This is a genomic window from Streptomyces mirabilis (assembly GCF_018310535.1).
Classification (GTDB): Bacteria; Actinomycetota; Actinomycetes; order Streptomycetales; family Streptomycetaceae; genus Streptomyces.
The window spans coordinates 260,460-283,088 of the sequence record NZ_CP074102.1 but is presented as its reverse complement, the minus strand read 5'-3'; the positions used below and the strand labels follow the sequence as shown (position 1 = coordinate 283,088).

Genomic DNA, 22,629 nt, shown 5'->3' with positions numbered 1-22,629 from the left:
GCCACAGAGCATCCATCGGCCACCCAACGGCCGCCCGCCAAGCACCCACACACTCGTTCCACCACGACCCAAAGGTGATGAAATATGCCCACATGTACACCGTTCGTTATGACCGACACTCCGTCCGGCCCGGCCCCCGCCTCTCAGATGGACGTCGCCGGCGCGTTGCTGGCCCTGCTGCGTGACGCCGGCACCGAACCGCGCCCCGACATCCAGCTGGAGGCACTGACGCTGGCCGTGGCCGCCGACCTGCCCGTGCTCCTGTGGGGTGAGCCGGGGATCGGCAAGACCGCGGCCCTGACACAGCTCGCCGCGGCCCTGGACCTTCCGCTGACCACCGTGATCGCCAGCGTGCACGAGCCGTCCGACTTCTCCGGACTGCCCATCGTCGGAGACGATCCCGCGCAGCAGGGTGTCCCGATGGCCCCGCCGGACTGGGCCGTGCGACTGGTACGGGCGGGCCGAGGGCTGCTGTTCCTGGACGAGCTGTCCACCGCGCCACCGGCCGTCCAGGCCGCCCTGCTCCGCCTCGTCCTGGAGCGGCGGATCGGCGCCCTGCAACTGCCGCCCGAGGTCCGGATCGTGGCTGCCGCCAATCCGCGGTCCTCGGCTGCCGACGGCTGGGAGCTGAGTCCGCCGCTGGCCAACCGGTTCGTGCATCTTCAGTGGACCCACGACCACGAGGTCGTGGTACGAGGCCTCGGTGGGACGTGGCCGCGGGCGACACTGCCCCGGCTCGACCCGGAGCGGTTGCCGGAGGCCGTGGACTTCGCCCGCCGCGCGGTGTGCGGGCTCCTCTCCGCCCGGCCTGGGCTCGTGCACCGGCTGCCCAGCAACGAGACGCGCCGGGGCGGCCCCTGGCCGTCGCCCCGAAGCTGGGAGATGACCCTGGGCCTCATCGCCTTCGCCACCGCGGCCGGCTCCTCCCGGGAAGTGCTTTCCCTGCTGGTCAGGGGCACAGTGGGGGACGGTCCGGGGCTGGAACTGCTGGCAAGCCTGGACCGGATGGATCTCCCGGACCCCGAGACGCTGCTCGCCGACCCGGCGGGTGCCGACCTGCCCGAGCGGGGGGACCTCCGCCAAGCCGTGCTCGACGGTGTGGTGGCCGCGGTCCGTGGGCGTCCGGAGAAGTCCCGTTGGGACGCGGCATGGGCGCTCCTGGTGCGGGCGCTGGAGACCGGAGCCCCGGACCTCGTGGTCGTCCCCGCGACCACACTCGCCTCGCTGCGCCAGGAGGACTGGGACGTTCCGGCAGCGATCGAGCGGCTTGCCGGAGCGGTGTCCCTGTCCCGACGGGCGGACCGGGCGGCGGTGCGGACCGCGGCCGCCGCGAAGGCCGGCCGATGACGGCGCCCGCGCCCGCACCGGGGACACTGGACCTCGACAAGCTCTTCGCCGCCCGGCTGCACGCCGCCCGGGTCCGGCCCTACCTGGCCACGGCGCTGTTCGCCCTGCACACCGTGGAGTCGCGGCGCGTACCGACGATGGCCGTCGACCGGCACTGGCGCTGCTACGCCTCGCCGGCGTTCGTGGACCGGACCCCGGTGGAGGAACTGGCCGGGGTGTGGGTGCACGAGGTGTCGCACCTCCTGCGCGACCATCACGGGCGCGGGGACAGGGTCGCGCGGGAGCGCGGACTGACCGGCCCGGGGGAACGGCTGCGTATGAACATCGCCGCGGACTGCGAGATCAACGACGACGCGTTCGGCGACGGACTGCTCCGGCCCGAAGGCGTCGTCACGCCAGGGTTCTTGAAGCTGCCCGAGGGACAGCTCATGGAGGACTACCTGCGCCAGTTCCGCCTCGGGGCGCTCACCCAGAGCCTGGCCTGGCTGGACTGCGGAAGCGGCGCCGACGGACTCGAACGGGAGTGGGACCTCGGTCCGGACGGCGCGCACGGCCTCAGCCCGCAGGAACAGGACGCGGTCCGGTTCCGGGTGGCGCAGGGCATCACCGCCCGTCCGGGAGACACTCCGAACGGGTGGCGGCGGTGGGCGGACGAAGCGTTCCACCCGCCGCAGCCCTGGCGCGAGTTGCTGGGCGCGGCGGTCCGCTCGGCCGCCTCGGCCTCCGGCGTGGGGGAGGACTACACGTACGGCCGGCCGTCGCGGCGCTCGGCCGGGGTGCCCGGCGCCGTGCTGCCGAGCCTGCGGCGCAGGCCGCCTCGGGTCTGCGTGGTCATCGACACCTCCGGGTCGGTCAGTGACGCCGAACTGGGCAGCGCGCTCCTCGAGGTCACCGCCATCTCCCGCGCCGTGGGCGGCCGCCGCGACCTGGTCACCGTGGTGCCCTGCGACGCGGCGGCCCCGATCGCGCACCCGCTGTGCCGTGCCGAGGGAATACCGCTGGTGGGCGGCGGGGGTACGGACCTGCGCACGGGCTTCGCCAAGGCGCTCCGGGCGCAGCCCCGACCGGACGTCGTCGTGGTCCTGACGGACGGGCAGACACCGTGGCCGGACCGGCCACCGTGCCGGACGGTGGTGGGTCTGTTCCCCCGGGAGCCGGCGGCCGGGTCGGGGGACGAGGACGATCCCGACTACACACCGGACTCACCGCCCGCGTGGGCACGAGTGGTGGCCATCGGGTAGGCCCCGGCCGCGGTCACGGCTCCGTCGTCATGCCTCGGCGAAGACCACCCACACCTGCCCCTTCGCGAAGTTCATCGGCGCACCGGCGGTGGTCGTGAAGTCCGTGCCGTCGCCGGCGGTCGGGCGCTTCCAGTCGGCGTCGAAGACCTTGCCGTCGCGCAGCACCTTCGCCGTGCCCGAGCCCACCGTCTCCGTGTACGGCGTGTTGTTGCCGAGGAAGTCGTGGTACTTGGAGTTGCGCACCTTCACGTACTGCACGACGACGGTCGCGGGCGCCACCCGCTTCCCGTCCGTCGTCACCGTCGGCGTCCCGTCCATCGACACCAGCCAGCGGTGCTTGCTCGCCGACCAGGCGAAGGTGAAGCGGGCCGCGGGGAAGCGCACCGTGCGGGAGGTCTCCGGGCTCCCGCCCGCCGGGGCGGCACCGAAGTGGAACCCGGTGGTGAGGGCGTCGGCCCCCGGCGCGGAGCGCATGAGCTGCTTCGGGTGCAGAAAGAGGTTGTGGGGGGCGACCTTGGAGGCACTGCGGTAGTACGCGCTGGAGCCCTGGTCGGCCGACACCGCGTGCAGGGGCGCCTTGGCGATGACCGGCAGCAGCTTGTGCTGGGCACCCGAGAAGGCGAGCGTCGGCATGTGGAACTGGCGCAGCAGCTCCAGGTCCGACTCGCGCGCACTGCGCACCGGCCCGACGGCCTTGGGCAGCTTGCTCGCGTAGATGGCCATCAGCCTGCTCAGACCGCCCTCGACCTGCTCCGCGTAGACGACGTCCGCCGCGTCGAGACCCGTTTGAGGGCGCGCCGCACTCACATTGTCGATCTTCACGGCGAGTACGGGACCGGCACTGGCGGCACTCGAGGGGGTCTGTGCCGGTCCCGTCTCCTGCCCTTGGCTGCGGCTCGGTGCCGGGGCGCGTCCGTCGTCGGTGGCGCTACTGCCCGAGGAACAGCCCGTCATCAGGGAGCCGGCCGCGGCGACGGTCAGCAGCGCCACCGTCATCGCGCCGCACCGCGTCCGCGCCATCTGTCGCATGCTCAACGTGCCACCCTGTCCCGTGCCATCAGATTGTGCGCTCATAGGTTCATCGGTGGCCATACCCGCTCACTTCTGTTCGCGTGCGCAGAGTTGGGCCGATCAGCCCACTTATTGGACCCATCGGACCGCGGGTCGGTTGTGCGGGTGACGGAGTCAGTTCTGCGGGCCGAGGATCTCCGCGAGGTCGTACCCGACGGGCTCGTCCAACTGGCTGTATGTACAGCTCTCCGCGGTCCGGTCCGGGCGCCAGCGGCGGAAGCGGGCCGTGTGACGGAACCGCACGCCGTTCTCCATGTGGTCGTACGCCACCTCCGCCACCCGTTCGGGCCGCAGCGGCACCCAGGAGAAGTCCTTCTTCGTCGACCACCGGCTGGGCGCGCCCGGCAGCCGCGCGGACTCGTGCGCCGACTCCTGCGACCAGGCCGCCCAGGGATGCCGCTCGACGTTCTCCATGCGCAGCGGCTCCAGCTCCTCCACCAGCTGTGCCCGCTGTTTCATCGGGAAGGCGGCGCTCACCCCCACGTGCTGGAGGGCGCCCCCGTCGTCGTACAGACCGAGCAGCAGGGAACCGACGACGGGCCCGCTCTTGTGGAGGCGGTACCCCGCGACGACGACGTCGGCGGTGCGCTCGTGCTTGATCTTGAACATGGCCCGCTCGTCCTGCCGGTAGCGCAGGTTGAGCGGCTTGGCGATGACCCCGTCGAGGCCCGCGCCCTCGTACTGCTCGAACCACCGCTCCGCCACCTCGCGGTCCGTGGTCGCCGGTGCCACGTGAACCGGGGCCGTCACCCCCGACAGCGCCATCGTCAGCAGGGCCCGTCGGTCGCCGAGCGGCACGTCCAGCAGCGCCTCGTCGGCCAGCGCCAGCAGATCGAAGGCCACGAAGGAGGCGGGAGTCCTCTCCGCCAGCATCCGTACCCGGGAGTCCGCGGGATGGATGCGCTCGGTGAGCGCGTCGAAGTCGAGCCGGCCCTCCCTGGCGATCACGATCTCGCCGTCCATCACACAGCGCTCCGGCAGCCGCTCCCGCAACGCCGCCACCAGCTCGGGGAAATACCTGGTCAGCGTCTTGCCGGTACGGCTGCCGAGCTCGACCTCGGCGCCGTCGCGGAACACGATCGCGCGGAACCCGTCCCACTTCGCCTCGTACTGCATGTCCGGCGGGATCTTCGCCACGGACTTGGCGAGCATCGGCTTCACGGGCGGCATCACCGGCAGATCCATGCTTCGACTCTACGAGTCGTCCGTGGTGTCCGCACGCTCCGCCGCTTGAGCGCCAGGGTCCCGCTGGCCTGGGCTTTTGTCGCCGCCAAGCTGCAGGACTGTGAGATGAATGTGAGACGGCTGCCCCGCCCGTCAGGGCTCGGTGGCCGTCTCGGTCTCGCCGTCGGGCACGATGCGACGCACCTGCCGGCGGGTGTCGCCGATGGCCTCGCAGATGTCCACCGCGGACCTCGCCGCCGCGGGCGCCCTGTACGCGGAGATTGCCCGCAGCGCCGCTGCCGTCGCCGAGGCCTGCCCGAGGACGTCACCGAGACCCGGAGGGCACCAGTGTCCGAGCATCCGTCCGCGCCAACAGTGGCAAGGCCGCCCAGGGCGCCAAGTGCTCCAAGGGCCGCGCCCTGCGTGAACAGGCCGGACAGCTCACCGGCGAGGCCGCCAACGACCCCGGCGCCATCGCCAGCGCAGCAGGCATCACCGTGCCGCCGACCTGCTCGCCCGCCTGGAGAACCTCGACGAGGACCATGGCGACTGGGACGCCGAGCGCCTCGCCATGGAGCTCGACGACGCCGGCGTGAGGCGCACCACCAAGCAGGTCAACATCGGCGGCGAGAACCTCGCCGGGTACCGTCGCGAGGTCCACGAAGCCGCCGTCCCCGCCGAGCTCCTCAACGCCCGGTAGAGAGGGGAGGGCTCTACAACCCCCGCTTCAAGACCCTCGCTTGGCCACCCCTACCCAGCGAGTGGATCTAGAGGGGGCTCTCTACGGCCACTCACTTAGTGGTGGCAGTACTGCCGTTCGGCCCGGGAAAACCCGTCGCCGAAGCCATCGCTGTAGCCGCGGTAGTAGTCGCCGTTGGAGCGGCCGTGTCCATACCCGCCGCGGTCCCTGTGGCAGTCGCGTCTGGCATCGTTATAGCCATCCCGGAAGCCGTCCTTGTAGCCCCGGCGGTATTCATTTTGATTTGAAACGGCTGTAGGCGCACTCGCGTGGGTCTCGCTCGGCGTGGCCGCCGAAGCCTGCTGCAGGCCCACCGGAGCGAGGGCGAGAATGAGGGTCGAGCTGAAGACGACGGATCGCTTCCAATGACTGGCGTTCACGGCCTTACCCCTCAGTCATATAGGCCAAATGCGGTAATTACTACTCTAATCGCCCTAATGGGCCCTGCAACTTGCCGCACGCCGACGTCAGCAATACCGTCCAGCGCCTCGACTCCCCCAACGGGTCCCTGCCGCGTCATGGAGGGCATGGAGTCGCAGATCATCCGCCACGGCCACCTCACCGCCCGCCAGGTCGCCCGGCAGTCGGCGGCACCCTCGGAGGGCGTGCGCCGCCTCGTCCGACGCGGCGGACATCACCCCCACGGTCACGAGACGGCCACACCGCGTACACGCGGCCCCGGCACGGCGCATGACGTCCCCTCAGCAATGGAACGCCCTCGGGGGACCATGCATGCCCGTAGAGCCGCCGTAGCCGCCCTGCTCGCCGCAGCCACCATCACCGCCTGCAGCAGCAACAGCGCCGACGACAAGGCGCAGAGCAAGCCCATCAGCGGCACTGCGACCGTCCTCAGCTACGCCCAGCCCGCCAAGGACGTTGACCTCACGAAGGAAGCCTCCGACTTCGCCCACCCCGTCTGGTCCGTCCTCGAAGTCAAGGTGTGCGTCGCCGCCAAGAGCAGCCCTGTGACCGTCTCCCAAGGCCCCCGGGCCCTCGGCTTCCCCGACGACACACGCCTCGACGCCCCCAACGTCAGCGGCTCCGGAGTGCCCAAGCCCGAGTACGCCGGCAACGGCGCCACCGTGAACGCCGGCAGCCACCTTCGAGGCAAGATCACATACTTGGTCGAGCGAGGCACCCGTCCCGACCGGATCGTCTACGGCGCGGCAGGCCGCGACACCGTCGAATGGGCAGTGCCCAAGGCATAGGTGGGAGGCGCTCCGGGGCGTGCTGCACGGCACCCTGCGCGTGTTCCACCCCATCTGGTGGGACCCTGACCGCAAGATCTGTCCATAGCCGGTTGGCACCGCCGCTGAAATCGGGCACTCATGCGAGTGCCCCTTCGTGCGGGTGAGGATCTGACATCAAACCCCACGATCGAGTGGAGCGGCGCCCCCCATCCGTGAGTGCGGCTGGCCATGTACGCATCACGATGTGGCGGCGGCCACGCCTACCACGAAGTCGCGGCCATCCTCCGCGCCGAAGAGTTGTGGCTGCGCAGGCACATCAAGAAGCTGCCGCACTCGACGAAGTGTCGGGTCGTCACATTCTTTGACGACGACCTCAACCGGATAGACGCCGAGTTCCATCACGAGCCGACGGCGGCCCTCGTGCCCGCGGTGCCGGCCGGGGTGTCCGGCTCGCATCCGATGGCGCATCTGATGCCGCTGCCGTCCCGCCGGTCGAGGAGGAGATCGCGGTGACCGCGAGGAGCGCCTCGCGATCCTCGGCCCCGCGACCGTCGCCAAGATCCGCGCCCGCGTGGCGCTCGCCCCGGTGCCGACTGACGAACTCGTCGAGGAGGAAACAATCCTCGCCCACCGCAGCGTGCTGGGTGCGCTCGGTCTCCTGGACACGCCCAGCGCGGCCAAGGTCGGGTCGGTGGGGGTGAACAACAGTCGTATTTTTCATCAGTAGTTATCTGCCTTCATCAGTCTTTATCATGGTTGCGTGAAGCTTTCCGAGTGGGCGGCGCGCAACGGCGTGCACTACCAGACCGCGTGGGCCTGGGCGAAGGAGGGGCGTATGCCGGTCCCTGTCGTGCAGACGCCGTCCGGTATGTGGCTGGTCGAAGAGTCCGCTCCCGAGGTCGTTGGGCGGACGGTGGCGTACTGCCGTGTTTCGTCCGGCGACCAGAAGGCGGATCTTGACCGGCAGGTCTCCCGTGTCGTCCAGGGAGCAGGCGGGCTGGGGCTCGCCGTTGCCGAGGTTGTGACCGAGGTCGGGTCGGGATTGAACGGGAATCGGCGCAAGCTGCACCGTGTCCTGTCGGACCCGGCCGTTGCCGTCATCGTCGTGGAGCATCGCGACCGGCTGGCCCGTTTCGGTGTCGAGCAGCTGGAATCGGCACTGTCGGCTTCCGGCCGGCGTCTGGTGGTACTCGATCCGCAGGAGACGACCAGCGACCTGGTCCGGGACATCACCGAAGTCCTCACCTCGATGTGTGCCCGACTGTATGGGCAGCGAGCGGCGAAGAACCGGGCCGCACGCGCTATCGCCGAGGCCACCGCCCCGGCGGCGGAGACGACCGGGTGAGCGGGGCGGAGCCTGCCGGGAACGGGAAGAAGAAGCGCCGGGGGTTCGAGGCGCGGCCCGGCTTCCACGTCGTGGGCCACAGGCTCGCCCTCGATCCCAACGCGTCCGCCCTGCAGGCTCTGGCCTCGCATTGCGGGGCGGCGCGGGTCGCCTACAACTGGGCGGTGCGGCATGTGCTGGCGAGTTGGTCGCAGCGCGCAGCGGAGGAGACCTACGGCGTCCCCGAGGCAGAGCGCGTTGCGTGGCGGTCGTGGTCGCTGCCGTCGTTGCGGAAGGCGTTCAACGAGGCCAAACACACCGACCCGTTCCTGCGGGAGTGGTGGGCACAGAACTCGAAGGAGGCCTACAACACCGGCCTCGCGAACGCTGCCGCCGCGTTCGACAACTACGCCAAGTCCCGGCGCGGCGAGCGCAAGGGCGCCCGGATGGGCAGACCCCGTTTCAAGTCGAAGCGGAAGGCTCGTCCGGCGTGCAAGTTCACCACCGGCACCATCCGCCTCGATGACCGGCGGCATATCGTCCTGCCCCGCCTCGGCCGGATCCGCCTCCACGAGGACGTCCAGCCCCTCGTGGACGCGATCGCCGAAGGCGGGAGGCGGATTCTGTCGGTGACGGTGCGGTTCGAGCGGGGCCGCTGGTTCGCGGTCCTGCAGACCGAGGAACGCCACACCATCGCTCCTGCCATCCGCCCCGGCACGGCGGTCGGGATCGACCTCGGCGTCAAGACTCTCCTTGTCATGGCGGACTCGGCCGGCGAGGTCCGCGAGGTCGCGAACCCCAAACACTACGACCAGGCACTCACGCAGCTCCGGAAGGCCTCCCGGACCGTCTCCCGCCGACGCGGCCCCAACCGGCGCACCGGACAGGCCCCGTCCCGTCGCTGGGAGAAAGCCAACGCGGTCCGTAACCGGGTGCACCACCGGGTGGCGAACCTGCGGGAGAACCATCTCCACCAGGCCACGGCGCGTATCCCCGCCGAGTACGGCACCGTCGTGGTCGAGGACCTCAACGTGAAAGGCATGGTCCGCAACCGGCGTCTGTCCCGCCGTATCTCCGACGCGGCGTTCGGGGAACTGCGGCGCCAGCTCACCTACAAGACCCAGCGCCACGGTGGACGTCTTGTCGTCGCCGACCGTTGGATGCCCTCCTCGAAGACCTGCTCCCGCTGCGGTGCGGTGAAAGCCAAACTGCCCCTCGGCGTGCGCGTCTTCGAGTGCGACGCCTGCGGACTCGTCCTGGACCGGGACGCGAACGCAGGCCACAACCTGGCCGCCCTCGCGGCGGCCAACGGTAAAACGGGTACCGGAGTGACCGGAGACCCGGGCCCCCTGGTGGTGGTGCCGAAGCCTCGTGGAGCCAACCAGAAGACCCGCACCGCCCGAACCCGCAAGGGGACCGGCACGCGGGCAGCTGGCGCAACACCCCGCCAGGGGACGGAAACGAGAGATCGTCGACAGGACACCAGGCGCGAGCAACTCGCGCTCTGGTGACACCGTCACGAACCTTCCGGGCGGAAACACCCGGAATACTGAGAGTCGCTGAGACTCGAAGCAACGGTTGATGGGGCGTGTCTACAGGCCTCGGCCTGGATGACGAGCAACGCGCGTTCCTCGGGCTGACGCTGTCGATGCTGGGTATCGGTGGTGTCTCCCTTGCGGCGGCATCCGAGCTCGGCGAGCGCCGCCTGGCCGTCATGCTGCGGGCGATCGCACGACTGGCCGGCAGCGACACGATCGCGGTCGGTACGCGGATCTAAGCACTCGCCGTCGGCTTCCCTGTCCGGCGGTGAGAAGGGGCGGCCGCCCTATGTCCCCACGTGGGGCGGTCGCCGCACGAACGCCTGCCCGTCCTCGCACCCCAAGCTCAACGGAGGGCGGGCGGGTCACCAGCCCCGGATCTGGGGCAGCTGTCCGCAACAGGAGGAAGACGTGACCGTCGCGTTAGGGCGCGTATCGAGTCGTGATCAATCTGCGGGATTTGCTCTCGCGGCGGGGTCTGGTCCGGTAGGCCTTCTTGCGTGACGCGAGTGCAACTGACGGATGCAGAGTGGGAGTTCATCGGGCCGTACCTGCCGATCGGCGCGTACGGCCCGTACCCCGAACGGCTTCGGTACCAGTTCGAGGGTGTGATCTGGCGGTTCAAGACCGGCGGGCAGTGGCGGGAGATGCCGCGGGAGTTCGGCGCCTGGTCGACCGTGCACAACCGCTTCCGGCAGTGGCGTGACGCCGGCGTCTTCGAGGCCCTGCTGGAGGGTCTGATCGCGGAAGCGGCGAAGCGGGGCGAGGTGGACCTGTCCCTGGTCAGCATCGACTCCACCACCGCGCGGGCACACCACGACGCCGCCGGGATGCACCTGGGCGAGGACGTCATCACTGCACTGGAGAAGGCTGCCGCCGAGGAGGAGAAGACCAGGTCAAAGGGGGCAGCCTCGAAGAACAAAGCGGGCAGGACGTCACAGCAGATCCCGAGTGGGAGGAACGACGACGCATCCGGCGTCGGCGAAGACTCCGCCTGAAGGCCGCTCTCCTCGGACGCTCCAGGGGCGGGCAGACCAGCAAGGTCCACCTGGCCGCCGACCGCAAGTGCCGCCCGCTGGCGTTCGTGCTGACCGCGGGCCAGGCCGCGGACAGTCCGCAGTTCATCCCGGTGCTCAAGAAGTTAAGGGTCCGCGGCCCCGTCGGCCGTCCCCGCACCCGGCCGGACGCGGTCGCCGGAGACAAGGCCTACTCGTCCCGCGGCAACCGGGCCCACCTGCGCCAACGCGGCATCAAGGCAGTCATCCCGGAGAAGAAGGACCAGGCCGCCAACCGAAAGAAGAAGGGCTCCGGGGGCGGCCGCCCCGTCAGCCACGACGCCGACCTCTACAAGGAGAGGAACACCGTCGAGCGCCTGATCAACAAGCTCAAGGCCTGGCGAGGCATCGCCACCCGATACGACAAGACCCCGGACAGCTACCTCGCCGGCCTCCACCTACGCGCCTCGATGATCTGGATCAAAGACCTCACCCGGACCACCCATTGATCACGACTCGATACGCGCCCTAGAGCGTTCCTCCGCAACCCGAACCCGCGACCCGCAACGCCCCGGCCAGAGCGGTTGCGGTCGCCCCGCCCTGGTCCACTCCGGCGGCGCGATCTGCGCGATCAGGTCCGACGACAGTCCCTTCTTCTGCGATGCGCGCAGCTGGGCCGCAAACTGGACCGCCTTGCTCATCTGGTCGCGCATCTTGTTGACGACGTCCTGAGCGGACCACGCGAACCCGTCCTGGGGCGCCTCCGTGACGATGCTGAAGCCCTGCATCACGCCGGACGCCACCGACTTGACCTCGTCGGACCACGACTTCTGCAAGGCGGCGAGGTTCTTCGGCGCGACTTCAGCTTCGTCGCGACCGAGTCCCGTTTCGCCGCGAGGCTGCGGAGCGCCTTGTCCTCGCGCTTCGCGTACGCCTCCAGGTGCTTGATCGTCGCCTCGTGCGACTTCACCCACCGGTTAGAGACGTCCTTCGCCCCCTTGAGGTCCGCGACCTTGCTGTAGGTCTGGATGAGGAGCGTTTCGATTCTGCGGCGACACGATGCCTTTCGCCCGGTGTGCGAGGTGTGCGCGCTGCGCCTACCGTGGCTCGCATGGCCGATGCGGTGGAACTCGACGCAGCCGGGAGGACCGTACGTCTGTCCAGCCCGGGCAAGATCTTCTTTCCGGAGCGCGGCTTCACGAAGCTGGACCTCGCCCAGTACTACCTGTCCGTCGGCGAGGGCATCCTGCGCGCCCTGCGCATCCGCCCCACCACCCTGGAGCGGTACCCGGAGGGCGTCACGGGCGAGAGTTTCTTCCAGAAGCGGGCGCCCAAGAACATGCCCGACTGGATCCCGACCGCGCACATCACCTTCCCCAGCGGGCGCACCGCCGACGAGATGTGCCCCACCGAGGTCGCGGCCGTGGTGTGGGCCGCGCAGTACGGCACCCTCACCTTCCACCCGTGGCCGGTGCGCCGCGACGACGTCGACCACCCCGACGAACTCCGCATCGACCTCGACCCACAGCCCGGCACGGACTACGACGACGCCGTGCGCGCAGCCCATGAGCTGCGCGAGGTCCTGCACGAGTACGGCGATCTGCGCGGCTGGCCCAAGACCTCCGGAGGTCGAGGGCTGCACGTCTTCGTCCCGATCGCGCCGCGCTGGACCTTCACCCAGGTGCGCCGGGCCGCGATCGCCGCCGGGCGCGAACTCGAACGTCGGATGCCCGAGCAGGTGACCACCGCCTGGTGGAAGGAGGAACGCGGCGAGAAGATCTTCGTCGACTACAACCAGACCGCGCGGGACCGCACGATCGCCTCCGCCTACTCGGTACGGCCCCGCGCGCACGCCCCCGTCTCCGCGCCCCTGCGCTGGGACGAGGTGGCCGAAGCGCGTCCCCGGGACTTCGACCTGGCGACCATGCCCAAGCGCTTCGCCGAACTCGGCGATGTGCACGCCGACATGGACGACCACGCCTTCTCACTCGAAGCGCTCCTGGAGTTGGCCAGCCGCGACGAACACGACCACGGTCTCGGGGACCTGCCGTATCCCCCCGAGTACCCGAAGATGCCGGGCGAGCCCAAACGGGTACAACCGAGCCGAGCCAAACGTGAGGACGGCTAGGGCCTGTCCGGCGGCTCCGGTCGGCAGTCCCTCGGCGGCGCGGTGGACGTCGGTCGGCAGTCCCTCGGCGGCGCGGTGGACGTCGGTCGGCAGTCCCGCAGTGGCGCGGTGGACGTCGGTCGGGGAGCGCTCTCACCACGTGCTGTCCGGGGCTATCCTTCTTGGCAACCGCCGAGGAGGAGCCCTGAGGTGACCGAGACAGCGTCGCGCCCCACGCTGGAGGCCGTGGCCGCGCGGGCCGGGGTCTCACGGGCCACCGCCTCGCGCGTCGTCAACGGCGGCGACGGAGTGCGCGAACCGCTCGTCGAGCGGGTCAGACAGGCCGTCGAGGAGCTCGGTTACGTCCCCAACCAGGCCGCCCGAAGCCTGGTCACCCGGCGCCACGACGCCGTCGCCGTCGTCATCGCCGAACCGGAGACCAGGGTCTTCGCCGACCCCTTCTTCGCCCTCCAGCTCCGCGGCATCAGCAAGGAGCTGACCGCGCACGACTCGCAGCTCGTCCTGCTGCTCACCGAGGGCCGTGACGACCACGCGCGCGTCGGCCGCTATCTCGCCGGCGGCCATGTCGACGGCGCGCTCGTCTTCTCGCTGCACCTCGACGACCCGTTGCCGGAGCTGATCCACGGCGCGGGCGTGCCGACCGTGTTCGGCGGGCGACCCGGGTGGGGCGACGGCGCGCGGCGGGCCGTCTACGTCGACAGCGACAACCGGGGCGGCGCCCGAGAGGCCGTACGCCATCTCGTCGGACTCGGCCGCACGCGTATCGCGCACATCACCGGCGCCCTCGACCAGACGTCCGCGGTCGACCGGCTCGACGGCTTCCGGGACGTCATGGGCGACGCCGATCCGCGGCTCGTCGTCGAGGGCGACTTCACGCCCGCGGGCGGCGAGCGTGCGATGCGGGAGCTGCTGGAGCGCTGCCCGGACGTCGACGCGGTGTTCGCGGCCAACGATCTGACGGCCTCGGGAGCCCTGCGGGTGCTGCGAGAGCGGGGGCGGCGGGTGCCGGACGACGTCGCCGTGATCGGCTTCGACGACATGCTGCCGGTCGCCGAACAGACGGACCCACCGCTCACGACGGTCCGTCAGGACATAGAGGAGATGGGCCGGTTGATGGCTCGGCTGCTGCTGCGGGACCTCGATCGCCGGGCGGGCAAGCAGGGCGCGGACGGCGCCCCCGCCGGCGTGGTGCTGCCGACGACGTTGGTACGGCGGCTTTCCGCGTAGGACCGTTGCTCCCCGTGGTGCGCCCACCCGCTCTGGTTCGTCTCCGTTCGCTTCCTTCAGTCCCGGTGCGGTCCCAAGTTGCCCAGGAACGTTCCGAGTTGGGGCGCGGTGAGCGACGGCTCGGGCAGCGGGGCGGCGGTGGGGGAGGCACGCAGGCCGTCGAGGAGGAGGGCGAGCGGGCGGCGCCAGGCGTCCGGGGCCGTACTCGTGAGGGCCGGGACGGCGCGGCCGAGTACGGCCAGCGCGACGAGGAGGTCCTCAGTGGTGAGATCGTCGCGGAGCGTGCCCTGTTCGCGGCCGCGGCGCAGGAGCACCTCCACCGTCTCCCGGTTGTGGGCGTGCACGGAGTCGAGGGAGTGGACGCCCTCCAGGTGGGTGGTCATCAGATCGTTGGCGCCGCGGTCGGCGGCGAGGCCCTCGAAGACCTCTTCGACGTATCCCAGCAGACCAGCCCAGGCGTCCTCGGCGGTCCTGGCCCGGTCTCCTGCGTCCATGGTCTGCGTGAGCGAGTCGCGGAAGACCGCGTCGACCAGTGCGGCGCGGCTGGGGAAGTGCCGGTAGAGCGTGGCGTTTCCGACACCGGCCCGGCGTGCGATCACATCGAGCGGCGCGTCCAGGCCCTGCGCGGCGAACACCTCGCGAGCCGCCTCGACCAACAGCTCGCGATTGCGCCGCGCGTCGCGTCGCCGCACCGGATCGGGCCCGTTCGCGTCGACTTTCATCATGTCGCCTCCCGAAAGTACCGGGGAGCACTCCCCGGAACTGATGATATCGGTTGGGCTCGTCGCAGCCGCCGGGGGCGCGTGGCCCTCCGCGCGGGGGCCGAGGGCGCATTCCCCGGACGGGGGCCCGGTGGCTGCGGCCATGAGGAGGTCGGTGGGGCCCAAGCGCAGGGGCCCCACCGACTCGGCCCGTATGTTCAGCTCTCCCGCGTCGCGCTCTTGATGACCGCGAAGCGCGCCCCGTACGGATCGGCGAGCTTCGCCATGCGGCCGACGCCCTCCAGGTCCGTGGCGGGCATCCGGACCGTGCCACCCAGCTCCTGGGCCTTGCTGACGGCGGCGTCCGTGTCGGTGACCTCGAAGTACGGCAACCAGTACGCGCCCGACTGGGCCTCGGTCGGGTCGTCGGCCAGCGGGACGACACCGCCGAACATGTCCGACTCCTCCGCCCCGGCCGGGTTGATACAGGTGTACGTGCCCCCGGGGAACGAGGCGGCCGAGGTCTCCCAGCCGAACACGGAGTTGTAGAACGCGGCGGCCGCCGGCTCGTCCGGGGTGTAGAGCTCGACCCAGCACAGTGAACCCGGGTCACCCGCCACGTCGATGCCCTTGGTCAGGGCCGGCTGCCAGATACCGAAGGGCACACCCGCCTCGTCCCCGAGAATCGCCATGTGGCCCTGGCCCATGACATCCATGGGCTGGACGATCACACTGCCGCCGGCCTGCTCGGCGGCCTTGGCCGTGGCCTGCGCGTCGGGGCTCTGGAAGTACACCGTCCAGGAGGGCGGGCCCTGCTCCTCGGTGGTCTGCATACCGCCCGCGGCGGTCTTTCCGGCGAGCTGGAAGAAACCGTAGCCGCCGGCGTCGGGCCCTGCCGACTGGAACTGCCAGCCGAAGAGGCCGCCATAGAAGGATGAGGCGCCTTCGATGTCGGGGGTGCCGACATCGAGCCAGTTCGGAGCGCCGGTGACGAAACGGGTGGTGAGCATGTTGTGCCCTCCTTTTGAGGGGTCCCGTTGCCTGTACTGCCGAGTCTGGCACCGCCCACTGACAATCGCTGACAGGACTCCCACCGCGGGCGGGAGAGACCATTGCGATTACCCTGGGTGATCGGTTATGTTTGTTTTGTTTTCATACTTTGCGGCGAGCCGCCTGGTACCTCGGAACGTGGCGTTGATCCCGCGTTGATCGAACGTTTTTCGCCGCGCGGCACGATCCTCGTCATGCACACCGACACCATGACCCCGGCCGACTCCGCCTGGCAGGAGCAGGCGTTGTGCGCGCAGACCGGGGCCGATTTCTTCTTTCCCGAGCCGGGCAGCTCGGTGCGTGAGGCAAAGCGCATCTGCGGGATGTGCGAGATGCGCTCCGCCTGCCTCGAGTACGCGCTGAACAACGATGAACGCTTCGGCGTCTGGGGCGGCCTGTCCGAGAAGGAACGGCTCAGCCTTCGGCGCTCGGACCAGAACTGACCCCTACGACGCCGAACTGACCCCTACGACGCCGGGCCCCGCGCCGGACGCCGTGAACGGCCGCGTCCGGGCGGTGCCTTGCCCCGGTTCGGTGCCATGCCCAGGGCCGGGGCCCTGCCGTAATTCGGTGGGGCGATCCGGTGGCGGTGGTTAGGATCGCCGTGGCGCACCCGGGCGTAGAGCAGAGGCAGACTCGCCGCCTTGGCAAGGCGGATACGCCGGTTCGAATCCGGTCGTCCGGGCTGCGTCCGGCCGGACGGACCGGGACAGCGGGGTCCTGTAGAGCAGAGGCAGACTCGCCGCCCTCTCAAGGCGGATACGCCGGTTCGAATCCGGTCAGGATCACGGCGGCGCACACGCGGGGCGGGGACACATGGGTGACGGCGGCGCGATCACACAGGACGAACTGGCGGCGTTCCACCGTACGGTCGGCAAGCTGCGGGCACTGCCCGTCGACGACCCGGTGAGGCTGCGCGCCGAACAGGTCGCCGCGTCCTTCGCGAGAGACGGGCGGGTGCGCAGGCGCAAGGTGCGCGGCGCCGAACTCTCCGCCGCCGACGCGGCCGTGATGGCCGCGACCGCGACGGGAGCGCTCGACCGGCGGGAGGACGCTCCGCTCGACCGTCCCGGGGGTGGCGGCGTCTTCGTCAAGCCCCGTTCCTGCTATGTCTGCAAGACGCCCTATCGACAGGTCGACGCCTTCTACCACCGGCTGTGCCCGGACTGTGCCTCGGACAACACCGCCCGGCGTGCGCTCACCACCGACCTGAGCGGCCGTCGCGCGCTGCTCACCGGAGGCCGGGTCAAGATCGGTTTCCAGCTGGCCCTGATGATGCTGCGCGACGGCGCCGAACTCCTGGTCACCAGCCGCTTTCCGCACGACACCATGCGTCGCTTCCGCGCCGAACCGGGCAGCGCGAAGTGGCTGGACCGGCTGACGGTGCTGGCGGTGGACCTCCGTGATCCTCGTCAGGTACTGGGGATCTGCGAGCAACTGAGGCAGGAGGGTGAGCCCCTCGACATTCTGGTCAACAACGCCGCGCAGACGGTGCGGCGGCCCGCCGAGTCGTACGCGCTGCTGGCGGGCGGGGAGCGCGCCGCGCTGCCCGAAGGGGCTCGGGAGGCGCCGGGGTTCACAGCGATGCGGGCGCTGGCCGGTGGTGGTCCCTCGGCGCTCCCCGCGGCGTTGCGGGAGGCCGACGAGGCCGGGCTGCTGCCCGATCCCTCCCCGGAGAACTCCTGGTCGGCCAGGCTGGGCGAACTCGACCCGGCCGAGGTCCTGGAGACCCAGTTGGTCAACGCGCTCGCCCCGGCACTGCTCTGCGACCGGCTGCTGCCCCTGCTGCTCGCCTCGCCCCACCCGCGGCGATATGTCGTCAACGTGACCGCCGTCGAGGGCCGCTTCGCCGTACGCAACAAGACGGCGGGCCATCCGCACACCAACATGGCCAAGGCCGCCCTCAACATGCTCACACGCACCAGCGCCGCCGAACTCGCCGAGCAGGGGGTGCACATGTGCGCCGTCGACACCGGCTGGATCACCGACGAGAACCCCGCCCCCAAGAAGGAGCGGATGGCGGGCGCGGGGTTCCGCACCCCCCTCGACATCGTGGACGGAGCGGCCCGGGTGTACGACCCGATCGTGCGGGGCGAGGCGGGCGCACCCGTGTCCGGGGTGTTCCTCAAGGACTACCAGGAGGCGGAATGGTGACCGAGCCGGAGCGGAGGCCGGACCCGCGGTTCGCGGGCGTACCGGCGGTCGTACCGCGCCCTTTGACCGAACTCGCCCCGCTGCTCGACTGGTTGCGCGACGGGCGCCCGGCCGGCGAGCGGCTGGACTTCACGGCCGGTACGGCGCTGCCCGACGGGCGCCTCGACCTGTGCAAGCAGGGACTCGGAGCGCGGGGCGCGGCGCTGGTCGCCGAGGCCCTCTCCGAGATGTCCGCCGTCTCGGACGGACCCTCTCCCGTACGGCACTTGCTGCTCGGCACCGACGGGCTCGGCGACGAGGGTGCCGCCGCGGTCGCCGCGCGTGCCGAGGTCGAGACGCTGTACCTCGGCTGCAACGGGATCACCGCGGGCGGCGCCTGCCGCATCGCCGACAACCTCCGTGCCTCACCGCGCGTCGTCACGGGCGTCTGGCTCAAACGCAACCCGCTCGGCAGCGGGGGAGGGCGTGCCGCGGCCGAACTCGTCGAGGCCGCACGATCGTTGCGCACGCTCGACCTCGTGCAGACCGGGCTCGACGCGACGGGCGCCGTCGTCCTCGCCGACGCCCTCCTCGCCGCGACGCAGAACGGCCGCCGCATCGAGCGGTTGTTCGTGGGCGGCAATCCGCTGGGCGCGGCGGGTGCGGTGCCGCTGTCCGCGCTGATCGCCGAGGGCGCGGTGGACGAACTCTACGTATCCGCCGCACAGTTGGGCGACGTGGGCGCGCTGCGTCTCTCCGACGCGCTGGCACGGGCACCGCACGGACGGCTCGCCCGGCTCTCCGTCGCCAGCAACGGCATCGGGCCGAACGCCGCCGCCCGGCTGGTGGCGGCGGCGACCGCGGCGGGGGTCGCCCTGCTCGACCTCGGGCGGGTGCGGGCGGCCGCGGTGCTCGGCGCCGCCGACAACCGCGTCGACCTCACCGCGGCCACCGACATCGCACACACCCTCGCGAGCGCCGAACACCGCCTCACCCACCTCGTCCTCTCCCACACCGGCATGCGCAGCCGCGAGGCCCATCGTCTCCTCGACACCGCCCCGCGCGCCGCGACCGCGACCCGCTTCGTGCTGGGGCAGTCCATCGCGACCAGTGTGAAGCGGCGCCTGGACGCGCTCAGCGCGCACATCCCGATGCCGTCGGTCCCCGCCGACGTCGCCGCCGTACGCAGCGTCCACCGCACGGCGCCGCTACGCTAGGCCTCAAGGGCGGGGCCGTAGCGCAGAGGCAGGCGCACCTGGTCTCCAAAACCGGAACACGCTGGTTCGAATCCAGCCGCCCTGCCCCCTTCCCCCAGGGTTTCGGGCGATGGCCCCGGCCCGCCGGAGCGCACCGGGAAATCAGTACGCCGCGCGTACTTCAGCAGGCACAATCCCCGCATGGATCGCACCCCGCAGCGGCACGCCGAAAGTCTGCTCAACGCCCTCGACCCGCTGCCCTTCCCCCAGCGCATGCGCGAACTCGCCCTGCGGGTGCGGGAGCCGGTCCCGCTGCGGCCCGTCCTGGAAGAACTCGAATCCCGCGGACCGTACGAACGGGGGATCGCCGTCGTCGCGGCCGCCGTCGGCGGCGACGCCGAGTGGATCGCGGACCGCATCGCCGACCCGGACGCCTTCGTGCGCGGACAGGCTCTCCGGGTCGCGGACAGCCTCCAAGTACCCGACTCCGCCTACGAGTCGGCGCTCGACGACGCTCCAGAGGCGGTCCGCAGGGAGCTGTTGCGCGCGATCGTCGTGGGACGGCGCACCGCACTGGCCGAGCGGCTGCTGCCGGGGCTGCGGCGGGACTGGGGCGACGCGGAGGCGGCCCGCCTGCTGCCGGGGTGCGCGCCGGAGACGGTCGCCCGGCTGCTGCCCGAACTCTTCCACGCCGTCACCGGCTGGAAGGCCCTCGCCAGGCGGCATCCCGGCACCCTTCTCGACGTCGCCGAAGACGAGTTGGCGGCGCTCCCCGAGGCCCTGCGGGACACCTGGTGGGGCCGGTACGTCCCAGGTGTGGCCGCCACGGTCGCGGCGGAGCCCCTGCGCGTGCTCGACCTTCTCGAACGCTTCGGGCCCGCCACCCTGCCTCTCCAACTGCACGACCACTTTCCGCGGTTCGCGGCGACCGACCCGAGCGGGCTGCTGCGGCTGCTGCTCACCCCCGCCGGATTCGCCGCGCGCCGCTATCGGGCCCTGAGCCCCGCCGTGCTGCGCAGGCTTGCCCGTTCCGACGCACCCGAACTCCTGGCATTCAGCCAGGTCTTGGCCGACTGGGGGGATCTCGCGCCGCTCGTGAAGGCGCTGCCGCCTGCGCGACGCCACGCCTTCTACCAGGCCGCGCAGGAAGGTCGTGGAGCCGGAAACGTCACCATCGACGCGGTCATCCTCGACGTCCTGCCGCGCAGTTGTGTGGCGGAGGAGGCCCGCCGCATGGCCGCCGTCGCACGCGAGCGCGGCGCCCTCTGGAACTCCCTGCTGCTCGCCGATTCCTTCCTGCCCGTCGCGGAGGCGCGCGCCCGACTCGTCGAGGCCACCCGCCGCCCGGCCGCCGAAGACCGTGCCGAGGCCTGGCCGTTGCTCATCCGCAACGCCGCCGGCTCCGGCGACAGCGCGGCCGTCACCTCCGTCCTGGAGGAGATGGGCCGGCTGCGCAACGAACACGACCCGGTACGCTCGGCCGCGCTCGGCGCACTGTCCGGGGTACGGCCCGCGCTGTTCACCGAGGACGCCGAGCCGCACCTCGACCGTATCGCCGCGGACGCCGTCGAGGCCCGCGACTCCTCGCCCGCCACCCGGCAGAATCTCAGTCGCCTCGCCCTGTCCGTCCTGCGCGAGCACGCGGCGGGCGGGCGGCGGGAGTTGGTGAACTGGGCCCTGCGCACCCTGGTCCGGATATCCGGCAGCACCGGTGACGTCGACCTCGGCCGCCTCGACACGACCCTGCGGCGGGGCCAGGAGCACCAGGTGTACGAGGCCCTGCGCCCCTGGATCGAGGCGGGCGCGGAAAAGGCCGACTACAGCCTCGCCTTCACGCTCGCCCGTGCGGTGGGACGGCGCGCCGCCGGTATGCCCGAACTGCAGGACCTGCTCTGGCAGGCCATCCGGTACGGCGACGACGTGACCATGCGCTGTGCGGTCGAACTGTGGCTCGAGCCGCCCGCGACCCGCGACGAACGGGTGGCCCGCGTACTCGCGTTCGAACTGTCCGCGGGCGTGCTGTGGCCCGTCGTGGGGATCGTCACCCGGCGCCGCACCGATCTGCTCGACCCGCTGCTCGCCGAGGCTCCTCCGTACGGCCGCTTCCTGACCACGGGCACCCCCTGGACCGTACCGGTGGTCCGTGACATACGGCGCTGGGTACCACGCCAACAGCGCGCGGTGGCACGACAGTTGGCGGACCGTGCCGAGGACGCCGCGCTGCCGCTCTTCGTGCGTGCCGCAGCCGTCGCGCAGGCCGCCCTTGTCCCGGGTCGCGGCGCCGATCTCGTACGTCACTGGACCGATTCCGCGCACGTGCCGCTCGCCGAGGCGGCGCTCGCCGCACTCGCCCGTACGGACCGGCCCGCCGACGCGCTGCCCGAGTTGCTGGCGCACGTGGGTGGCGAGCGGGCGCGGGTCGCGGTCTACGCGGCCACGCAGGCATCCCGGTACGCGGCACCCTCGCTGCTGGCCGCAGAGCTGCGCGCGGTGCTCTTCGCGCCGCGCGCCAAGGTGACCAGCCGCAAGGAGGCCGCCCGGCTCGCCGCCGTACGGCTCCCGATGCCACGGGCGGCGGCGCTGCTGACCGAGGCGTACGCGGCGCCGGGCACCCATGTCGACGTCCGCGCGGCCATCGTCGCCTTCGCGGGCGGCCTGCTCGCCGAGGAACCGGTGTGGGGCCTGCTGCGCGATGCCGCGGGCGCCGAGCCGGTGCTCCGTACCGCGATCCTGCGCGTCACCCCGCTTGACCTGCCCGAGCCCCACCGCGAGCGGTACGCCGGGCTGGTCCGCGACGTGTCGTCCACCGACGACCCCGAGACCGCCACCCTCGCCTTCGACGCCCTGGCCCGCTGGGCGCCCTGGTCCCCCGAGTCGCCGACGGTCCTCGCCGACGCCGTCACCGATCTGACGGGACGCATCGGCTGGCGCGCGGCGGCCAATGGCCTGGTGACCGCGGCGGCGGGCTCACCGCGCGGCGGCCGGGGCCTTCAGGAGGCGCTGCGGGCGCTGGCGGAGGCGGAGACGGCCGCTGCGACGGAGGAGACCGGCCGTGCCGATGCCGGCGAGCGGCGCGACCGACCGGCCAGGCGGCGCGTCGACCACCTCGTCGTGCGCCTCGCCCAGCAGGCCAGGACGGCCCCGCGACCCATCCGGCCCGCGGCTCTCGCCGCCGGCGAGCTGCTCGCCGGGTACGACGCCTTCGTACCGCAGGCGGTCGCGATCACGGCGTTCCACCTGGACCTGGACGGGGAACCGGGGGACCTGCGGCGCCTGGCCGCCCTCACCGAGGGACGCCCGGCGCTGGCCGCACGGACGGCCCAGGAGCTCGGGGAGCGACTGCGGCGGCAGGCGCACGAGGGGGATCCCGACGTCCTGCTGGACGTGGTGCGGCGGCTGGACGCGCACGGCGGTCACGGCGAGGGACTGCTCGCGGCGGCCGTCACCGGGGCGATCGGCGCCCGCACGGGCTGGGCCGCGCCCTGGCGGGAGCGGCTGAGAGCACTGCGCCGCCACCCGGTGGCCGACGTGCGGGACGCGGCGCTGGACCAGGTGACGGCGTACGAGTGAGGCGGCTTCGACCGG

22 protein-coding genes, 3 tRNA genes and 1 pseudogene are annotated in these 22,629 nt (G+C 71.5%); 19 read left to right on the top strand and 7 right to left on the bottom strand.

The annotated features are described in order from the left end of the window. The first annotated feature begins 84 nt into the window (after positions 1 to 84). Both SMIR_RS01250 and SMIR_RS01245 read left to right on the top strand, forming a co-directional pair. Complete coding sequence (locus SMIR_RS01250; protein WP_168498110.1) at positions 85 to 1,347, top strand: AAA family ATPase; 1,263 nt, start codon at positions 85 to 87, stop codon at positions 1,345 to 1,347. Beyond that, on the top strand, positions 1,344 to 2,588 hold the full coding sequence (locus tag SMIR_RS01245; protein WP_168498112.1) for a vWA domain-containing protein: 1,245 nt from the start codon (positions 1,344 to 1,346) through the stop codon (positions 2,586 to 2,588). The genes SMIR_RS01250 and SMIR_RS01245 overlap by 4 nt, the downstream gene beginning before the upstream one ends. Before the next feature lie 27 nt (positions 2,589 to 2,615). On the opposite strand, the gene SMIR_RS01240 is transcribed toward SMIR_RS01245, so the two are convergent. The 3 genes from SMIR_RS01240 to SMIR_RS01230 all read right to left on the bottom strand — a co-directional run bounded on the left by SMIR_RS01240 (position 2,616) and on the right by SMIR_RS01230 (position 5,183). After that, positions 2,616 to 3,617 carry a DUF3048 domain-containing protein gene (locus SMIR_RS01240; protein WP_248003741.1) on the bottom strand — a complete coding sequence of 334 codons (1,002 nt, stop codon included), beginning with the start codon at positions 3,615 to 3,617 and terminating at the stop codon, positions 2,616 to 2,618. A 156-nt stretch (positions 3,618 to 3,773) separates the two neighbouring features. Continuing rightward, on the bottom strand, positions 3,774 to 4,844 hold the full coding sequence (locus SMIR_RS01235; protein ID WP_212726322.1) for an ATP-dependent DNA ligase: 1,071 nt from the start codon (positions 4,842 to 4,844) through the stop codon (positions 3,774 to 3,776). A gap of 132 nt (positions 4,845 to 4,976) precedes the next feature. Beyond that, positions 4,977 to 5,183, bottom strand: coding sequence for a hypothetical protein (locus tag SMIR_RS01230; RefSeq protein ID WP_212726321.1), 207 nt, complete (start codon positions 5,181 to 5,183; stop codon positions 4,977 to 4,979). A 211-nt stretch (positions 5,184 to 5,394) separates the two neighbouring features. Here SMIR_RS01230 and SMIR_RS44235 point away from each other — a divergent pair, with 211 nt between their 5' ends. Further along, positions 5,395 to 5,523, top strand: coding sequence for a hypothetical protein (locus tag SMIR_RS44235; RefSeq protein ID WP_283959536.1), 129 nt, complete (start codon positions 5,395 to 5,397; stop codon positions 5,521 to 5,523). Between the two features lie 95 nt (positions 5,524 to 5,618). On the opposite strand, the gene SMIR_RS01225 is transcribed toward SMIR_RS44235, so the two are convergent. Beyond that, the gene (locus SMIR_RS01225) at positions 5,619 to 5,942 is read right to left on the bottom strand and encodes a hypothetical protein (RefSeq protein ID WP_168498122.1); all 324 of its coding nucleotides are present in this window, start codon (positions 5,940 to 5,942) and stop codon (positions 5,619 to 5,621) included. Between the two features lie 147 nt (positions 5,943 to 6,089). Between SMIR_RS01225 and SMIR_RS01220 the strand changes: the two genes are divergently transcribed. The 7 genes and pseudogenes from SMIR_RS01220 to SMIR_RS01190 all read left to right on the top strand — a co-directional run bounded on the left by SMIR_RS01220 (position 6,090) and on the right by SMIR_RS01190 (position 11,118). After that, entirely contained in the window at positions 6,090 to 6,770 is a 681-nt protein-coding gene (locus SMIR_RS01220) for a hypothetical protein (protein WP_168486638.1), read from the top strand. Between the two features lie 210 nt (positions 6,771 to 6,980). After that, positions 6,981 to 7,265 carry a DNA-binding protein gene (locus SMIR_RS01215; protein ID WP_249938311.1) on the top strand — a complete coding sequence of 95 codons (285 nt, stop codon included), beginning with the start codon at positions 6,981 to 6,983 and terminating at the stop codon, positions 7,263 to 7,265. A 73-nt stretch (positions 7,266 to 7,338) separates the two neighbouring features. Next, positions 7,339 to 7,479: a hypothetical protein gene (locus tag SMIR_RS01210; RefSeq protein WP_168498123.1), complete on the top strand. Its 141-nt coding sequence runs from the start codon at positions 7,339 to 7,341 to the stop codon at positions 7,477 to 7,479. A gap of 33 nt (positions 7,480 to 7,512) precedes the next feature. After that, positions 7,513 to 8,097: an IS607 family transposase gene (locus tag SMIR_RS01205; protein WP_168498126.1), complete on the top strand. Its 585-nt coding sequence runs from the start codon at positions 7,513 to 7,515 to the stop codon at positions 8,095 to 8,097. After that, complete coding sequence (gene tnpB / locus SMIR_RS01200; RefSeq protein ID WP_212726320.1) at positions 8,094 to 9,587, top strand: IS607 family element RNA-guided endonuclease TnpB; 1,494 nt, start codon at positions 8,094 to 8,096, stop codon at positions 9,585 to 9,587. The genes SMIR_RS01205 and tnpB overlap by 4 nt, the downstream gene beginning before the upstream one ends. Positions 9,588 to 9,664: 77 nt before the next feature. Continuing rightward, positions 9,665 to 9,853 carry a hypothetical protein gene (locus tag SMIR_RS01195; protein WP_168498132.1) on the top strand — a complete coding sequence of 63 codons (189 nt, stop codon included), beginning with the start codon at positions 9,665 to 9,667 and terminating at the stop codon, positions 9,851 to 9,853. A 261-nt stretch (positions 9,854 to 10,114) separates the two neighbouring features. Further along, positions 10,115 to 11,118 (top strand): annotated as a pseudogene (locus SMIR_RS01190) (IS5 family transposase). On the opposite strand, the gene SMIR_RS01185 reads toward SMIR_RS01190, so the two are convergent. Next, complete coding sequence (locus SMIR_RS01185) at positions 11,119 to 11,583, bottom strand: hypothetical protein (RefSeq protein WP_212726319.1); 465 nt, start codon at positions 11,581 to 11,583, stop codon at positions 11,119 to 11,121. Between the two features lie 137 nt (positions 11,584 to 11,720). Here SMIR_RS01185 and ligD point away from each other — a divergent pair, with 137 nt between their 5' ends. Together ligD and SMIR_RS01175 are read left to right on the top strand one after the other, a co-directional pair. Continuing rightward, entirely contained in the window at positions 11,721 to 12,737 is a 1,017-nt protein-coding gene (gene ligD, locus SMIR_RS01180) for a non-homologous end-joining DNA ligase (protein WP_212726318.1), read from the top strand. 189 nt (positions 12,738 to 12,926) lie between these two features. Further along, positions 12,927 to 13,964: a LacI family DNA-binding transcriptional regulator gene (locus SMIR_RS01175; RefSeq protein ID WP_168498138.1), complete on the top strand. Its 1,038-nt coding sequence runs from the start codon at positions 12,927 to 12,929 to the stop codon at positions 13,962 to 13,964. 56 nt (positions 13,965 to 14,020) lie between these two features. On the opposite strand, the gene SMIR_RS01170 is transcribed toward SMIR_RS01175, so the two are convergent. Further along, positions 14,021 to 14,686 (bottom strand): TetR/AcrR family transcriptional regulator, encoded by a 666-nt coding sequence (locus tag SMIR_RS01170; protein ID WP_422664503.1) that lies wholly within the window; start codon positions 14,684 to 14,686, stop codon positions 14,021 to 14,023. A 197-nt stretch (positions 14,687 to 14,883) separates the two neighbouring features. After that, positions 14,884 to 15,675, bottom strand: coding sequence for a VOC family protein (locus SMIR_RS01165; protein ID WP_168498142.1), 792 nt, complete (start codon positions 15,673 to 15,675; stop codon positions 14,884 to 14,886). 234 nt (positions 15,676 to 15,909) lie between these two features. On the opposite strand from SMIR_RS01165, the gene SMIR_RS01160 reads away from it, so the two are divergent. The 7 genes from SMIR_RS01160 to SMIR_RS01130 all read left to right on the top strand — a co-directional run bounded on the left by SMIR_RS01160 (position 15,910) and on the right by SMIR_RS01130 (position 22,614). Next, a complete protein-coding gene (locus SMIR_RS01160) occupies positions 15,910 to 16,158 on the top strand; it encodes a WhiB family transcriptional regulator (protein WP_179436804.1) in 249 nt (82 codons plus the stop codon). A 170-nt stretch (positions 16,159 to 16,328) separates the two neighbouring features. After that, positions 16,329 to 16,400, top strand: a tRNA-Ala gene (locus SMIR_RS01155). A gap of 31 nt (positions 16,401 to 16,431) precedes the next feature. Beyond that, positions 16,432 to 16,503 (top strand) — tRNA-Glu (locus tag SMIR_RS01150). A gap of 28 nt (positions 16,504 to 16,531) precedes the next feature. Next, a complete protein-coding gene (locus tag SMIR_RS01145; RefSeq protein WP_168498144.1) occupies positions 16,532 to 17,869 on the top strand; it encodes an SDR family NAD(P)-dependent oxidoreductase in 1,338 nt (445 codons plus the stop codon). Further along, entirely contained in the window at positions 17,863 to 19,065 is a 1,203-nt protein-coding gene (locus SMIR_RS01140) for a leucine-rich repeat domain-containing protein (protein WP_212726317.1), read from the top strand. Before SMIR_RS01145 ends, SMIR_RS01140 begins: the two co-directional genes overlap by 7 nt. Before the next feature lie 9 nt (positions 19,066 to 19,074). Then, positions 19,075 to 19,151, top strand: a tRNA-Trp gene (locus tag SMIR_RS01135). 94 nt (positions 19,152 to 19,245) lie between these two features. Continuing rightward, positions 19,246 to 22,614 (top strand): hypothetical protein, encoded by a 3,369-nt coding sequence (locus SMIR_RS01130; RefSeq protein ID WP_249938310.1) that lies wholly within the window; start codon positions 19,246 to 19,248, stop codon positions 22,612 to 22,614. Positions 22,615 to 22,629 lie beyond the last annotated feature (15 nt).

Excerpts from the sequence above, each read along its gene's own strand:
- SMIR_RS01245 (WP_168498112.1), top strand. The coding sequence starts at position 1,344 with ATGACGGCGCCCGCGCCCGCACCGGGGACACTGGACCTCGACAAGCTC.
- SMIR_RS01250 (WP_168498110.1), top strand. The coding sequence starts at position 85 with ATGCCCACATGTACACCGTTCGTTATGACCGACACTCCGTCCGGCCCG.
- ligD (WP_212726318.1), top strand. The coding sequence starts at position 11,721 with ATGGCCGATGCGGTGGAACTCGACGCAGCCGGGAGGACCGTACGTCTG.
- SMIR_RS01165 (WP_168498142.1), bottom strand. The coding sequence starts at position 15,675 with ATGCTCACCACCCGTTTCGTCACCGGCGCTCCGAACTGGCTCGATGTC.
- SMIR_RS44235 (WP_283959536.1), top strand. The coding sequence starts at position 5,395 with ATGGAGCTCGACGACGCCGGCGTGAGGCGCACCACCAAGCAGGTCAAC.
- SMIR_RS01170 (WP_422664503.1), bottom strand. The coding sequence starts at position 14,686 with ATGAAAGTCGACGCGAACGGGCCCGATCCGGTGCGGCGACGCGACGCG.
- SMIR_RS01130 (WP_249938310.1), top strand. The coding sequence starts at position 19,246 with ATGGATCGCACCCCGCAGCGGCACGCCGAAAGTCTGCTCAACGCCCTC.
- SMIR_RS01220 (WP_168486638.1), top strand. The coding sequence starts at position 6,090 with ATGGAGTCGCAGATCATCCGCCACGGCCACCTCACCGCCCGCCAGGTC.
- SMIR_RS01160 (WP_179436804.1), top strand. The coding sequence starts at position 15,910 with ATGCACACCGACACCATGACCCCGGCCGACTCCGCCTGGCAGGAGCAG.
- SMIR_RS01235 (WP_212726322.1), bottom strand. The coding sequence starts at position 4,844 with ATGGATCTGCCGGTGATGCCGCCCGTGAAGCCGATGCTCGCCAAGTCC.
- SMIR_RS01215 (WP_249938311.1), top strand. The coding sequence starts at position 6,981 with ATGTACGCATCACGATGTGGCGGCGGCCACGCCTACCACGAAGTCGCG.
- SMIR_RS01230 (WP_212726321.1), bottom strand. The coding sequence starts at position 5,183 with ATGCTCGGACACTGGTGCCCTCCGGGTCTCGGTGACGTCCTCGGGCAG.
- SMIR_RS01145 (WP_168498144.1), top strand. The coding sequence starts at position 16,532 with ATGGGTGACGGCGGCGCGATCACACAGGACGAACTGGCGGCGTTCCAC.
- SMIR_RS01140 (WP_212726317.1), top strand. The coding sequence starts at position 17,863 with ATGGTGACCGAGCCGGAGCGGAGGCCGGACCCGCGGTTCGCGGGCGTA.
- SMIR_RS01240 (WP_248003741.1), bottom strand. The coding sequence starts at position 3,617 with ATGCGACAGATGGCGCGGACGCGGTGCGGCGCGATGACGGTGGCGCTG.